Annotated in this window: 17 protein-coding genes; 12 read left to right on the top strand and 5 right to left on the bottom strand. The window is 58.1% G+C overall.

Going from position 1 to position 13263, the window contains the following annotated elements; all coding sequences use genetic code 11:
• Positions 1-188 precede the first annotated feature (188 nt).
• Positions 189-752, top strand: coding sequence for an N-acetyltransferase family protein (locus ACR0AA_RS05755; RefSeq protein ID WP_480661234.1), 564 nt, complete (start codon positions 189-191; stop codon positions 750-752).
• Between the two features lie 11 nt (positions 753-763).
• Here the strand turns inward: ACR0AA_RS05755 and ACR0AA_RS05750 are convergent, their stop codons facing one another.
• From ACR0AA_RS05750 to nthA, 5 genes are all read right to left on the bottom strand, one after another.
• Positions 764-1006, bottom strand: coding sequence for a DUF2842 domain-containing protein (locus ACR0AA_RS05750; RefSeq protein ID WP_480661233.1), 243 nt, complete (start codon positions 1004-1006; stop codon positions 764-766).
• A complete protein-coding gene (locus ACR0AA_RS05745) occupies positions 1006-2301 on the bottom strand; it encodes an adenylosuccinate synthase (protein WP_480755629.1) in 1296 nt (431 codons plus the stop codon). The genes ACR0AA_RS05750 and ACR0AA_RS05745 overlap by 1 nt, the downstream gene beginning before the upstream one ends.
• A 210-nt stretch (positions 2302-2511) precedes the next feature.
• A complete protein-coding gene (locus ACR0AA_RS05740; protein WP_480661231.1) occupies positions 2512-2847 on the bottom strand; it encodes a nitrile hydratase accessory protein in 336 nt (111 codons plus the stop codon).
• Positions 2844-3521 (bottom strand): nitrile hydratase subunit beta, encoded by a 678-nt coding sequence (nthB, locus tag ACR0AA_RS05735; protein WP_480661230.1) that lies wholly within the window; start codon positions 3519-3521, stop codon positions 2844-2846. Before nthB ends, ACR0AA_RS05740 begins: the two co-directional genes overlap by 4 nt.
• A complete protein-coding gene (gene nthA / locus ACR0AA_RS05730) occupies positions 3518-4132 on the bottom strand; it encodes a nitrile hydratase subunit alpha (protein WP_480661229.1) in 615 nt (204 codons plus the stop codon). The genes nthB and nthA overlap by 4 nt, the downstream gene beginning before the upstream one ends.
• A 150-nt stretch (positions 4133-4282) precedes the next feature.
• Here nthA and secG point away from each other — a divergent pair, with 150 nt between their 5' ends.
• The 11 genes from secG (at position 4283) to ACR0AA_RS05675 (ending at position 13171) form a co-directional block, all read left to right on the top strand.
• Positions 4283-4648, top strand: coding sequence for a preprotein translocase subunit SecG (secG, locus tag ACR0AA_RS05725; protein ID WP_480661228.1), 366 nt, complete (start codon positions 4283-4285; stop codon positions 4646-4648).
• 158 nt (positions 4649-4806) lie between these two features.
• On the top strand, positions 4807-6450 hold the full coding sequence (locus ACR0AA_RS05720) for a CTP synthase (protein ID WP_480755628.1): 1644 nt from the start codon (positions 4807-4809) through the stop codon (positions 6448-6450).
• 102 nt (positions 6451-6552) lie between these two features.
• A complete protein-coding gene (locus ACR0AA_RS05715) occupies positions 6553-7329 on the top strand; it encodes an isocitrate lyase/PEP mutase family protein (protein ID WP_480755627.1) in 777 nt (258 codons plus the stop codon).
• Positions 7330-7443: 114 nt separating this feature from the next.
• Positions 7444-7893 (top strand): tellurite resistance TerB family protein, encoded by a 450-nt coding sequence (locus ACR0AA_RS05710; RefSeq protein ID WP_480661225.1) that lies wholly within the window; start codon positions 7444-7446, stop codon positions 7891-7893.
• Positions 7894-7913: 20 nt separating this feature from the next.
• Positions 7914-8351 (top strand): tellurite resistance TerB family protein, encoded by a 438-nt coding sequence (locus ACR0AA_RS05705; protein ID WP_480661224.1) that lies wholly within the window; start codon positions 7914-7916, stop codon positions 8349-8351.
• On the top strand, positions 8348-9100 hold the full coding sequence (locus tag ACR0AA_RS05700) for a phosphate/phosphite/phosphonate ABC transporter substrate-binding protein (protein WP_480661223.1): 753 nt from the start codon (positions 8348-8350) through the stop codon (positions 9098-9100). Before ACR0AA_RS05705 ends, ACR0AA_RS05700 begins: the two co-directional genes overlap by 4 nt.
• 125 nt (positions 9101-9225) lie before the next feature.
• Complete coding sequence (locus ACR0AA_RS05695) at positions 9226-10002, top strand: ABC transporter ATP-binding protein (RefSeq protein ID WP_480661222.1); 777 nt, start codon at positions 9226-9228, stop codon at positions 10000-10002.
• A 32-nt stretch (positions 10003-10034) separates the two neighbouring features.
• Positions 10035-10748 carry a transporter substrate-binding domain-containing protein gene (locus ACR0AA_RS05690; protein WP_480661221.1) on the top strand — a complete coding sequence of 238 codons (714 nt, stop codon included), beginning with the start codon at positions 10035-10037 and terminating at the stop codon, positions 10746-10748.
• 72 nt (positions 10749-10820) lie between these two features.
• On the top strand, positions 10821-11708 hold the full coding sequence (locus tag ACR0AA_RS05685) for an ABC transporter permease (RefSeq protein ID WP_480661907.1): 888 nt from the start codon (positions 10821-10823) through the stop codon (positions 11706-11708).
• Entirely contained in the window at positions 11705-12511 is an 807-nt protein-coding gene (locus tag ACR0AA_RS05680; protein WP_480755626.1) for an ABC transporter permease, read from the top strand. Before ACR0AA_RS05685 ends, ACR0AA_RS05680 begins: the two co-directional genes overlap by 4 nt.
• 420 nt (positions 12512-12931) lie before the next feature.
• The gene (locus ACR0AA_RS05675) at positions 12932-13171 is read left to right on the top strand and encodes a hypothetical protein (RefSeq protein WP_480755625.1); all 240 of its coding nucleotides are present in this window, start codon (positions 12932-12934) and stop codon (positions 13169-13171) included.
• The last annotated feature ends 92 nt before the right edge of the window (positions 13172-13263 follow it).

The raw sequence follows: 13263 nt of genomic DNA, 5'->3' as shown, positions 1-13263 counted from the left end.
AACCACTCACGAAACGTCAAGTTTAGGGGCCGAGGTTAACTTTTGGCCCCTTTTTTTGTGCGCCTTGGTCCAATAGCCTCAGGAAAGCTGGCTCCGCTTGCCTGCCGCCTATGCTGCGCTGCAGAAAAATGGTAGAATCAATAGGGTCTGAGTTTCCCTGATACCCACGTTCAAGCAGAGGCTGCGCCATGTACGAACTACCGATCCGTCGTCTGCGAATTTTCGACAAATCCAAAATCGTCAGCCATTTCAGAAGCCTGGACCAAGAAACTCTGAAATCGCGTTTTGGTATCCCGGTCGATCCGGAATTCGTGGAATTCTACTTGTCCGGGTTGTTTGACAACGCCGCTTTGGTCTTCGGCGCATTCCCCGATTCCCACCTGCGCGGCGTGGGTGAGCTACACATCGTCCCCGACAGCCGAAACAACGTGGCCGAGGCAGCGTTTACTGTTGAACCTGCATGGCAGGATCAAGGAGTGGGCGATGCTCTGTTGTCGCGGATCATAACAGCGGCTCGTAACCGCGGGATACGTGAAGTCCATATGCTGTGCTTGGCTACGAACCAAAAGATGCGGCGGCTGGCGCTGAAGCACAAAGCGGATCTGAACCTCATCACCGGACAGGTAGAGGCGACCGTCGCCGCCCCCTGGCCCACCCCATTCAGCCTGGCCGAAGAGATTTCGGGTGAATATCATGCGATGGCTCGTGCCATCCTAAGCTGGCCGCAAACAGAGGCGAAAGATGCGGGATAAGGAAAACCGGATCAGTCCTGCGACTGATCCGGGTCTTCTTTTCCGACGCCCTTGAAGACGAATTTGAAGGGCAAGGCCCACAGGATGCCTAGCACCACGTAAACCAGAAGCTCCAGCCAGATCGGCGGACGGTCGAGCCAGTTCACGACCGTCACCACCGCCACAATGTACAGCGGCAGACCAATCAGCAGCAGCACCAGCGACCAGCGGCGGCGCGCCTTGTAACTGAGGCCGCTTTTCTGCCCCTCACCCATCAGTCGGCGAACGGGTCGGTCACCAGAATGGTGTCGTCCCGCTCCGGGCTGGTGGATAGCAATGCGACGGGGCATTCGATCAGTTCTTCAACGCGGCGCACGTATTTGATGGCGTTTGCGGGAAGATCCGCCCAACTGCGTGCACCTTCGGTGGATTCGCTCCAGCCCGGCATTTCTTCGTAGATCGGTGTACAGCGCGCCTGCTGGTCGGCGGCAGTCGGCAGATAATCCAGACGTTCGCCGTCCAGCTCATACGCGACGCAGATCTTCAGGGTTTCGAACCCGTCCAGAACGTCCAGCTTGGTCAGCGAGATGCCGTTCACGCCGCTGGTCGCACAGGTCTGGCGCACAAGGCAGGCGTCAAACCAACCGCAACGACGCTTGCGCCCCGTCGTGGTTCCGAACTCGTGCCCACGTTCGCCGAGGCGTTGACCGTCGTCGTCGTCCAACTCGGTCGGGAACGGTCCCTCGCCCACGCGGGTTGTGTAGGCTTTGACGATGCCCAGAACGAAATCGATAGACCCCGGCCCGATACCGACACCTGTGGCGGCCTGACCCGCGATGACATTCGACGATGTCACAAAAGGATAGGTACCAAAGTCAATGTCCAACAGCGCGCCCTGCGCCCCTTCGAACAGGATACGCTTACCGGCTTTGCGCTTTTCGTTCAGCACTTTCCAGACCGGTGCCGCGAAGGGCAGGATTTCTGCCGCAACTTCTTTCAGCTGAGCGATCAACGCGTCCCGGTCGACAGGCTCAATACCCAGACCTTTGCGCAAAGGGTCATGGTGTTGCAGCGCCCGGTCAACACGCGCTTCAAGCGTCGCTTCATCCGCAAGGTCAGCTACACGCACAGAGCGGCGGCCAACCTTGTCTTCGTAGGCCGGGCCGATACCGCGGCCGGTGGTTCCAATTTTGGTGCCCTTGCTGGCAGCTTCTTCGCGGGCGCGATCCAGTTCGCCGTGAATGGGCAGGATCAGGGGGGTGTTTTCCGCAATCATCAGCGTCTCGGGCGAGATGTCGACGCCCTGCGCCCGGATAGTTCCGATCTCTTTGATCAGATGCCATGGGTCCAGAACGACGCCATTGCCGATAACGCTCAGCTTACCACCGCGCACAACGCCCGAGGGCAGCGCGTGCAGCTTGTAGACCTCACCATCGATGACCAGTGTATGACCGGCGTTATGTCCGCCCTGAAAGCGTGCAATCACGTCTGCCCGCTCGCTGAGCCAATCGACGATCTTGCCTTTTCCTTCGTCACCCCACTGGGCGCCGACAACAACCACATTGGCCATATCAGGTCCTTTTGCGCTGAGTTATCAAACTCGGCTCGTATAACGGGGGGAATGCGGTAGGGAAACCGGTAATTCGACGCATGCTGCAATCGCGCTTCGCACGATGCCTCCGGCGGAAGTGTTTTTGACCAGATGAAGCCCGGATCCCTTGTTCATCTGGCTGAAAATACCTTGGGGGAGCGCCCGCAAGGGCGGCGGGGGCAGTGCCCCCTACGCCTTGGCCAACCGCACCGGCTGCCCGTGTGGCGTGGTCAGATAAGCCTCTTCCCATCTGTCGCGCAGTTGGCTGACATCATCGGAGGCTGCAGCCCCCTGCTCGGCCAATAGCGCCTCGAGCGTTTCGAGCCACGCGAAAAAGTAGTCGTCGCCGCCATTTAGTTCGCGGTGCAGCCCGTGACGTTTCAGGGTAGCCGAGAACCGAGTTGCCCAATCCGGCCAGCCTAATCGCCCTGCCTCATTCAAAGCGACCGTCACAGCGAATACCTGCGCGTGCCAGGGCTCGGCGAAAACCGGTTCGGGCGCGGTATGGTTAAGACAAGTGCTCATGCGGGCTCCAGATAGCTTTGCCAGAGGTCCAGAACGACTTCGTCCTTTGAATGCTCGGGGTTTGCCCAAAGCTCGGACGCGGGGAAGGCCACGGCATAAAGTGGCTCGGGGACTTCGCCCAACCTATGCGCATTTGAGTCCGGCAGCACATGCGTTCCATGCACCCTTAGGATGCGGCCTTGCGCTCCGGCGGCATACATAGGCAACCGGGTGTGCCCGCCGTCGACAAGGCGGTTTGCTGCCGGGTTAGCGGTCACAACCTCTTGCCCAACTTCGAATTTCACCGGAACGTCCGAGGGACGATCTGCCGGCCCGCCGCTAGCCAATACACCGGCAACGGCTTCAGCCCTCAAAGCGCGGCCTGCCAGCGGGTGTGAGTCGTCACCCGCCTGGCCGCGCAAATCCTTTTCGGTCAGCACGCCAGTTTCGACCAACAGATCGGCCAGAGCTGAAATCCACTTCTCGTAATATGAGAACCGCGTGTAGTCCTTGGGCGACAGACGCTCGCGCGCGTGACGTTTTACGTCGATATTCCACTGACCCAACGAGTCTGCGGCCACCGTCACTGCCAACGCTCTAGCGTGCCAATCTTCTGCGAAGTTCGGAGCGTCTTCGGGCTCAGGGCATACAGGCCCGTCGCCGAACCGCCCACCCATGTCGTGAACGCGGGTCATGAGGGCACCTTTGGCAATCCGGTGCCGATCATGCTGTCGCGGGTAACCAGAGCGGCCAGTTCCTCGTCACTGAGGCCATCTGTTGCCTCGGGGCGCATCGGGAGAACGAGGTACCGCACCTCGGCAGTCGAATCCCAAACACGAACCGAAGTCGTTTCAGGTAAGCTCACCCCGAAATCTGCCAGCACTTTGCGCGGCTCACGCACGGCCCGGGCGCGGTAGGCGTCGGATTTGTACCAACCTGGTGGAATACCCAGCAGCGGCCATGGGTAGCAGCTACACAAGGTGCACACGACCATATTGTGCTGGTCGGGCGTGTTCTCGACCACCACCATGTGTTCGCCCTGGCGCCCATAATAGCCAAGATCCGCAATGACTGGCGTGGCATCTTTGAGCAGAGCGGCCTTGAAGTCCGGATCAACCCAAGCCTTGGCAACAACGCGCGCGCCATTCTGGGGACCGATCTTGTTCTGATAGGTGTCGATTATCTCATCCAGCGCGGCCGGATCGATCAGGCCCTTCCGGGTCAGAATCGTTTCCAGCGCCTTGACGCGCAACGCGGGTTCAGGCGGCAAATGGGCGTGCGGGTGGTCATGATCGTCATGTGGCATGGCCGCAGCCTGCGCGAGGTGCAGGCTTGCTGTCCAGTCCCTTTACCGTGATCTGGAACATCACCGTTCTTGATGCCAACTCATCCCTTGCCCCCGATGGCAAACTTGCATAGATACCACGCGATACACGCCACGCTGTACAGGAACACCATGGAAAACGTCGTTCTCATCATCCATCTCCTCCTGGCCCTGGGCCTGATTGCCGTTGTTCTGATGCAGCGGTCCGAAGGCGGTGGCCTTGGCATGGGTGGCGGTGGTGGCGGTGCTATGACCGGTCGCGCCGCAGCGACTGCTCTGGGCAAGGTGACCTGGATTCTGGCCGCATGTTTCATCGTGACTTCGATCACGCTGACCATTCTGGCCGCACAGAAGTCCTCGGGCAGCTCGGTGATCGACCGTTTGGGCGTTCCGGCCCCTGCGGCGACCGAAGAAAGCACACCGGCGGTGCCGTCGGCTGATGATCTGCTGCCTCCGGCAGAAGGCGACAACGCGCCGCTGATCCCGCAGGCCAACTGATCCACAAAACCTAGAAACCTGAAAGAGGACTGCAACAGCATCTTGCGGTTCTCTTGCGCTATTGGCGCGAATCCTTTATACGTGAAGTCCCGTGATGCAGCGGTTTTTCGGAACCGCCGGGCAGCTGATTTTGACGTCTCACGGGAGCAGCCGAAAACATGGCGCGTTTTATTTTCATCACTGGTGGTGTGGTTTCATCCTTGGGCAAAGGACTGGCTTCGGCGGCTTTGGGCGCGCTGTTGCAGGCCCGGGGATATTCGGTGCGTCTGCGCAAGCTGGACCCCTATCTGAACGTGGATCCGGGTACGATGTCGCCGTTTGAACATGGCGAAGTGTTCGTGACCGACGACGGGGCCGAGACCGATCTGGACCTCGGCCACTATGAACGTTTCACAGGTGTTGCCGCCCGCAAGACCGACTCGGTCAGCTCGGGCCGGATTTATTCCAACGTGTTGGAAAAGGAACGCCGCGGCGATTACCTTGGCAAGACCATTCAGGTAATCCCGCACGTCACCAACGAAATCAAAGACTTCATCGCCATTGGCGAAGATGAGGTCGATTTCATGCTCTGCGAAATCGGCGGCACCGTAGGCGACATCGAAGGCTTGCCCTTCTTCGAGGCCATCCGTCAGTTCAGTCAGGACAAGCCGCGCGGTCAATGCCTGTTTATGCACCTGACACTGCTGCCTTATATCAAAGCGTCTGGCGAGCTGAAAACCAAACCGACCCAGCACTCGGTGAAAGAGCTGCGCTCGATCGGACTGGCTCCTGATATTCTGGTTTGCCGGTCCGAGGGTCCGATCCCCACCAAGGAACGCGAGAAGCTGGCGCTGTTCTGTAATGTCCGCCCCGACAGCGTTATCGCAGCACAGGACCTCAGCACCATCTATGATGCCCCGCTGGCCTATCACCGCGAAGGCTTGGATCAGGCCGTTCTGGACGCGTTCCAGATCAGCCCCGCACCCAAGCCCGATCTGGCGAAATGGGAAGACGTCAGCGACCGTATCCACAATGCGGAAGGTGAAGTGAAAGTTGCCATCGTCGGCAAATACACTCAGTTGGAAGACGCCTATAAGTCGATTGCCGAGGCCCTGACCCACGGCGGCATGGCCAACCGCGTTAAGGTCAAGGTTGAATGGGTTGATGCCGAGGTGTTCGACAAAGAAGACGTTGCGCCGCATCTTGAAGGGTTCCATGCGATCCTCGTCCCCGGCGGATTTGGCGAGCGTGGTACCGAAGGCAAGATCAAGGCGGCGCAGTACGCGCGCGAACATAAGGTTCCCTATCTTGGAATCTGCCTCGGCATGCAGATGGCTGTGATCGAAGCCGCGCGCAACGCTGCAGGGATCACTGAGGCCGGATCCGAGGAATTCGACCACGAAGCTGGTAAAAAGCGTTTCGAACCCGTTGTTTATCACCTCAAAGAGTGGGTACAGGGCAACCACAAGGTCGAACGCAAAGTCGGCGACGACAAGGGCGGCACCATGCGTCTTGGCGCATACGATGCTGTGTTGGCCGAAGGGTCCAAAGTGGCCGAAGTCTATGGTGGCACCAATATCGAGGAACGTCACCGTCATCGGTACGAGGTCGATATCAAATACCGCGATAAGCTGGAAAAAGCTGGCCTGAATTTCTCGGGCATGTCGCCCGATGGCCGCCTGCCCGAGATTGTCGAATGGTCGGACCACCCGTGGTTCATCGGGGTGCAGTATCACCCCGAATTGAAGTCCAAACCGTTTGACCCCCATCCGCTGTTCCGCGACTTTGTGCGCGCAGCAAAAGATACATCGCGTCTGGTCTGATCACGGGCCGGTAACGGGATTGTACACTTCGGCGCAAAACATCTTTACGCGCCGAGGGTTTGCACGGTTAACTGCCGCCATAACAGCGACAGGAGACCGGTCATGACAAACCAGACAACGCGCGCAGAAACCTTTGCCGCCCTGCATAAAAAGGGCGACCCGGTCATCCTCTACAACATCTGGGACGCAGGCAGCGCTGGGGCCGTGCGGGACGCCGGGGCCAAAGCAGTTGCGACAGGCAGCGCACCGGTGGCAATGGCGCAGGGGTTCAGCGACGGCCAGAACATCCCGATGGACGTTGCCCTGGATAACGTCCGCAGGATCGTTGGTGCCGTCGAAATTCCCGTAACTCTGGATTTCGAAGGGGCTTATGCCGAGGGCGTCGAGGGCATCATCAGCAATGTCCAGCTTGCGCTTGAGACAGGCGTCATTGGTTTCAACTTTGAAGATCAGGTCGTAGGCACGAAAGACCTGCATGACATCGAAACGCAGGCTGCCCGCGTCAGCGCAATGCGTGAAGGATGCGATGTTGCTGGTGTGCCCGCCTTTATTAATGCGCGAACGGACATCTTCCTGAAGGCCGCCCCGGAAACACATGATGAGGCCATGTTGGAGGATGCCATGGCCCGTGCCAAAGCTTATGCCAATGCAGGTGCCAATGGATTCTTCGCCCCGGGACTAAAAGACGAGGGAATGATCGCACGTCTTTGCGAATCGACCGAGCTGCCGGTGAATATCATCGCCTTGCCCGGCACGCCGGATACCGCGACGCTGGCGTCGCTGGGCGTTGCACGGATCAGCTATGGCCCTGTGCCGTACCGGCATATGCTGGGCTGGTTGCAGGAACAGGCAAAGCAGGCACTGCAAAAAGGCAATTGATCTTCTATACGATGTAATGCCCGACAAGCGAAAACCGGCAAAGTTGCGACCATTCATGGCTATGACGGGTGGTCAGCGCTTGGCGGTGCACAAAATATGGAATAACCTCGCGGTATGTTGAAAAAATTCCTCCAGGCTTTCCGCCCGCCACAACACGATCATTTGCCCGACCCGGATGCCGAGCTGGCGCTGGGTGCTTTGATGGTCCGCGTGGCGCAGGCGGATCGGGACTACAAGCTGGAAGAGATCAGCCTGATCGACCGCATTCTTGCGCGGCTTTACCAGCACAACGCGATCGAAGCTGCCAAGGTTCGGGCCACATGCGAAAAACTGCACGCAGCCGCACCTGAGACCGACACGTTTGGCAAACTGATCCGAGAGACCACCGATCTGCACGAACGTCTGGCTGCTCTGGACGCGTTGTGGGAAGTCGTTCTGGCCGACGGAAACTCGGACGAAGGCGAGATGAAGATCGTCGAGGAGGCCCGCATCGCTATGGGCCTGAGCTATAACGACAGTCAGGAAGCGCGAGAACGGGTGCAAAGGCGCTTGGAAGAGAAGTAGTCCCCTTCTATATCTTTCTCATGTTTAGCGATTTTCTGTCCCGGCTCACGCAGCCTCAGCCCGATCCACTTGCCGATGATGACGCCCGGTTGGCCCTGACGGCCCTTCTGGTGCGCATCGCCCGGTCCGACAATGACTATGCCGACAGCGAAATGGCCCGAATCGATAGGATTTCGGCTGAACGCTATGGTCTGTCCCCCTTCGAAGCGGCAGGCCTCCGCGCCCGCGCCGAGGATTTGGAGGCCGAAGCCCCCGACACAGTCCGTTTTACCCGCGCGATCAAAGAAGCCGTCGCATACGAAGACCGACTTGGAGTTGTGCAGGCCCTGTGGTCTGTGGTGCTTGCTGACGGGCATCGCACAGAGGAAGAGGACTCTCTGCTGCGTCTGGTTGTCAGTCTACTGGGGGTCAGCGACGTTGATTCGGCACTGGCCCGACAGAAGGCGGCCAAATCGTGATCGCGATGCTGGGCATGTACGACATGCCCGCTCTGCAACTGGCCAATGATCGGTTCTGGTCGTTGATTCGAGGCCATATTGGCTTCGGGCCGACGCATTTGACCCGAGGTGCCGACGTTTGGGACGTCTGGCACAGTCCCGACCTTGTCTTTGCCCAAACCTGCGGCATGCCCTATCGCACGCGCCTGCACGGCAAGGTGCAGCTTGTAGGCACGCCTGACTATGGGTTGCCTGAATGTCCTACGGGATACTACAGGTCCATTATCGTAGCCCGTCAGGACGATCCGCGCGATCTGGATCAATTGGCAGACGGTACGTTCGCCTATAACGAAGCGCTTTCACAGTCTGGCTGGGCAGCCCCCATGGTGCATCTGTCCCGACACAGCCACCTTCCCACGGCTGTTCTGGAAACTGGTGGCCACGCCCTGTCTGCAACCGCCGTTGCCGAGGGCCGCGCCGATTATGCTTCTTTGGATGCGCTGACTTGGGAGCTGCTCAAAGAGCATACGAATCTGGGTGGTGAACTGCGTGAAGTTGCGGGAACCCAACCTTCGCCTGCCCTGCCTTACATCACCGCCGCCAGGCAAGACGCGCCGGACATCGCCCGCGCGGTTCGCGCGGCCATCGATGACCTGTCGCTCGCAGACCGGAAGGTTCTGCATTTGAACGGTCTGATTGACATCCCCGCCGACCAATACTTGGCAGTTCCCAATCCGCCGCCCGGCGCGACCGAATTGCTCGATATGTAACCAATTTGGTCAGAACGTCTGGTCAATTTGACGGTTTCAGGCCCGTTCCGCGTCATTTGCGCATTGCATTGCGCAAAATTTTAAGCCCTAGTACCGCACCAACACCAATAACAACTGGACCACCCGTGACAGATTCCACTCCGGTCATCGAGATCAAGAACCTACACAAGAGCTTTGGCAATCTTGAGGTATTGAAAGGGGTGGATATTACCGCCAGACGCGGCGATGTCGTATCACTCATCGGCTCGTCAGGTTCCGGAAAGTCGACACTTTTGCGCTGCTGTAACCTCTTGGAGGACAGCCAGGAAGGTGAGATCCTGTTCAAGGGCGAACCTGTGCGCTGGACCGGAAACACGCATCACCGCCGTCCGGCCGATCCGAAACAGGTGCTGCGCATTCGCACGAATTTGTCGATGGTGTTCCAGCAATTCAACCTGTGGGCCCATATGACTATCCTGCAAAACGTGATGGAGGCCCCGGTGACCGTCATGGGCCGCGACAAGGACGAGGTTGAGGACAGTGCCCGCAAGTACCTGGAAAAGGTCGGTATCGGCGATAAGTGCGACGTCTATCCTGCGCAATTGTCAGGTGGTCAGCAGCAACGCGCCGCGATCGCCCGCGGTCTGTGCATGGAGCCCGAGGCCCTGTTGTTCGACGAACCGACCTCGGCGCTGGACCCTGAACTGGAACAGGAAGTTATCAAGGTGATAAAGGACTTGGCCGCCGAAGGCCGCACCATGATCATCGTGACGCACGATATGAAAATGGCCGCTGATATCTCAAGCCACGTCGTGTTCCTGCATCAAGGCCTCATCGAAGAAGAAGGTCTGCCCGAAGACATCTTCACGACCCCTGAATCCGCGCGGCTTCAGGGCTTTCTATCCGCCACCAAGGCGGCATAAATTCAGGACAGAACCAATAAGGGGAGTAACCAATGAAAAAACTGATTCTGACAACCGCTGCACTGGCGCTGAGCGCTGGGATGGCCATGGCCGACACTGTCCGCATGGGCACCGAGGGCGCCTACCCTCCGTGGAACTTCATCAATGACGCCGGCGAGATCGACGGCTTCGAGCGTGAACTGGGCGATGAGCTGTGCAAGCGTGCGAATCTGGAATGCGAGTGGGTCAAGAACGACTGGGACTCGATCATTCCGAACCTAGTGTCGGGCAACTATGACGTCATCATCGCGGGCATGTCGATCACCGACGAGCGGGACGAAGTGATTGATTTCACCCAAAACTACACGCCGCCGGATCCGTCGGCTTATGTTGCAACCTCGGACGACGTTGATGTCGCGAATGGCGTTGTTGCCGCGCAGACAGGCACCATTCAGGCTGCGTACATCGCGGAATCCGGTGCAACTCTGGTCGAGTTCGCCAGCCCCGAAGAAACGATTGCGGCTGTGCGCAACGGCGAAGCTGACGCCGTGCTGGCCGACAAGTCGTTCCTGGCACCGATCGCGGACGAAGACGCAGACCTGCGCTTTGTTGCCGAAGACGTCCCGCTGGGCGGTGGTGTCGGCATCGGTGTCCGCGAGTCGGACGGCGAGCTGAAAGAGAAGCTCAACGCAGCCATCCAGTCCATGAAGGACGACGGCAGCCTGAACGAGCTGATCACCAAGTGGGAAGTGTCATCGACCTTCTGATCTGAACCAGGTCGCGCGCCCTGATTACCGGGGCGCGCAGCCCCTGAGCCTTAGCACCTCAAGAGGCCCGCCATTTTCTCGTTTTGCACTGATCCCGATACGCTGGGCACGTTCCGCTGGTTTTCCTGCTATCTGACCAACGGCGTACACTGGTCGTTCTATCTGTCGTTCCTGAAGGTCCTGCTACTGCTGGCCGTCACCGCCCCCGTGGCATTGAGTTTTGGGTTCGTCGGCGCGATGGCCGCCCGATCACATATCCCGCCCGTCAGCTGGCTGGGCAAAGGTTACATCGCCATTGTAAGGGGCGTACCGGATATCGCCTTCTTCATGTTCTTCGTGATCGCACTGGATCAGGCCTTTGAATGGACGCGGCACAAGATTCTGTGCCCCGACTGGACGGACCCGATCCGTCAGGGCAACGACTTCATCGTATGCCAATCGGCAAAACTGCCGCTGAGTGCCGCACCGGAATGGGTGCATGAAACCTACGGTTTCTTCCTCGCGGTCATCACCTTCTCGATCGTTTTCGGTGCATTTGCGGCCAACGTACTTTTCGGCGGTATGCGCGCTGTTCCGCATGCGCAGCTTGAAACCGCCGAAGCCTATGGCATGACGCGCCGCCAGACCTTTTGGCGCATTCTGGTTCCGCAGATGTGGGTGTACGCCCTGCCCGGTCTGTCGAACCTGTGGATGGTGCTGATCAAGGCCACGCCGCTGCTGTTCCTGCTGGGCATCGAAGACATCGTCTATTGGGCCCGCGAGTTGGGCGGCACCAAGACCTCAAAATTCACACAATACCCCCACGGCGACTGGCGCATGTGGTACTTTCTGGCCCTGCTGATATTCTACCTCGGCATGACCCGTGCGTCAGAACTGGGGCTCGAAAAGTTGATGCGCCGCCTGTCCCATGGTCAGGCCACATCGGGCGGAGAGCTTCTGCGCAAGGAGACCACCGCATGAGCTGCATCCAAACCATCCAGGACTACGGCCTGCGCTCCATCGGCCTCGGCGAACGTCTGCTGCCACGCAACGACTTTACCCTGTGTGAACAGTTCACCCTGATCGGTTCAGGCATGATCTGGAACATCTATTTCGGCATCATGGCGCTGGCGACCGGGTTCTTTCTGGCCACCGCTGTGGCCCTGGGCAAGGCGTCCACCAACAAGTGGCTGCGCAAACCGTCGGAATGGTTCATCTTTATCTTCCGCGGCTCTCCGCTTTTCATCCAGTTCTTCTTTGCCTACTTCTTCTTCCTGTCGTTGAAAAAGTCCTACCCCATGTTCGACGCTCTGACGTCGGCCTGGCTGGGGGCACTGATCGTTCTGTTCCTGAATACCGCAGCCTATTCGGGCGAAATCTTCTATGGCGCGCTGCGTTCGATCCCCAAGGGCGATATCGAGGCAGCCGATGCCTATGGCATGTCGGGCTGGTCGCGGTTCCGTCGCATCATCTGGCCGACCATGCTGCGTCTGGCATGGCCCGCCTACACGAACGAGGCGATCTTCCTGTTCCACGCCACCACACTGGTCTTTTTCTCGGCCTTCCCGGCCTGGCAACAACGCGGTGACGCGCTGTATTATGCCAGCTATTTCGCGGACAAAACGTTCAACCCGTTTATCCCCTACCCGATTCTCGCCTTCTATTTCATCTTGCTGACGCTGGTGATCGTCGGGGGGTTCGGGCTGGTCAACAAGCGATTGAACCGCCATTTGCCGGCGGCGCGAAAAGCCAAAATGCGGTTCCGTTTAAACCTGGCGCGCTGATCGCTCCCACAATGTTTTGATGAAAACGGGCTTGCGATTGCAGGTCCGTTTTTCTGACTTACGTAAACTGCCGGCGAGATCCCGATGTGGAGCCAATATTTGAGGAAGATGGTACCGCCTCCCTGGCTTGAACAGGGGACCTCTGGATCCACAAGAGACCCCGAACTTCGAGGGAATCTTCTGTATTTCAAATCACTAAATGAATCGGAAAAAACTTTGGGCAGCAATTTGGGCAGTAGATTTTGTAAGTACTTTTGTCATTGTTGTTTTAAATAGAGATCGCTTAAAGACTTGGTCACAATAAATGACAAAAATCTAAATTTTTCTGTTTAAAGACAAATATTTACGGACATTAACTCAGAGATATCTTGGTGGTTGGCTCTATTCATTGTCCATGTTTGAGGTGAAGAGTTGTCCAAAATGAAAACTCGCCTTTCCGGTGACCCGCGGATCGAAATCGTAAATGGAAACAGTTATTGGGTGCAGGCCTACTACACGCCTAGTGGCAAGAGGACGCGGGTCACGGCCAAATCCGCGCGGGCAGCAAAACAGTTGGCTAAGGAACGATTGGCAACAGAACTGCGCGACAAGGCAATCGCACACGGCTACACCACTTTTGAAAAATTCGCAGCGAAATACATTAGGGTCAGGATGCATTGATTTTCAAAGCGCTGCGTGATTCACGGCTCGAAAACCGGAGCGGTGATATGAGCGACCTTTTCTGGCTGACTGCTGAGCAGATGGCCAAACTT

Source organism: Ruegeria sp. CE8, assembly GCF_056537465.1.
This window is presented reverse-complemented; position numbering and strand designations above follow the sequence as displayed.

Coding starts and splice junctions, on each gene's coding strand:
- nthA (WP_480661229.1), bottom strand. CDS start 4,132: ATGCCACATGACGATCATGACCACCCGCACGCCCATTTGCCGCCTGAA.
- ACR0AA_RS05750 (WP_480661233.1), bottom strand. CDS start 1,006: ATGGGTGAGGGGCAGAAAAGCGGCCTCAGTTACAAGGCGCGCCGCCGC.
- ACR0AA_RS05755 (WP_480661234.1), top strand. CDS start 189: ATGTACGAACTACCGATCCGTCGTCTGCGAATTTTCGACAAATCCAAA.
- ACR0AA_RS05690 (WP_480661221.1), top strand. CDS start 10,035: ATGAAAAAACTGATTCTGACAACCGCTGCACTGGCGCTGAGCGCTGGG.
- ACR0AA_RS05740 (WP_480661231.1), bottom strand. CDS start 2,847: ATGAGCACTTGTCTTAACCATACCGCGCCCGAACCGGTTTTCGCCGAG.
- secG (WP_480661228.1), top strand. CDS start 4,283: ATGGAAAACGTCGTTCTCATCATCCATCTCCTCCTGGCCCTGGGCCTG.
- ACR0AA_RS05675 (WP_480755625.1), top strand. CDS start 12,932: ATGAAAACTCGCCTTTCCGGTGACCCGCGGATCGAAATCGTAAATGGA.
- ACR0AA_RS05715 (WP_480755627.1), top strand. CDS start 6,553: ATGACAAACCAGACAACGCGCGCAGAAACCTTTGCCGCCCTGCATAAA.
- ACR0AA_RS05680 (WP_480755626.1), top strand. CDS start 11,705: ATGAGCTGCATCCAAACCATCCAGGACTACGGCCTGCGCTCCATCGGC.
- ACR0AA_RS05720 (WP_480755628.1), top strand. CDS start 4,807: ATGGCGCGTTTTATTTTCATCACTGGTGGTGTGGTTTCATCCTTGGGC.
- ACR0AA_RS05705 (WP_480661224.1), top strand. CDS start 7,914: ATGTTTAGCGATTTTCTGTCCCGGCTCACGCAGCCTCAGCCCGATCCA.
- nthB (WP_480661230.1), bottom strand. CDS start 3,521: ATGACCCGCGTTCACGACATGGGTGGGCGGTTCGGCGACGGGCCTGTA.
- ACR0AA_RS05745 (WP_480755629.1), bottom strand. CDS start 2,301: ATGGCCAATGTGGTTGTTGTCGGCGCCCAGTGGGGTGACGAAGGAAAA.
- ACR0AA_RS05710 (WP_480661225.1), top strand. CDS start 7,444: ATGTTGAAAAAATTCCTCCAGGCTTTCCGCCCGCCACAACACGATCAT.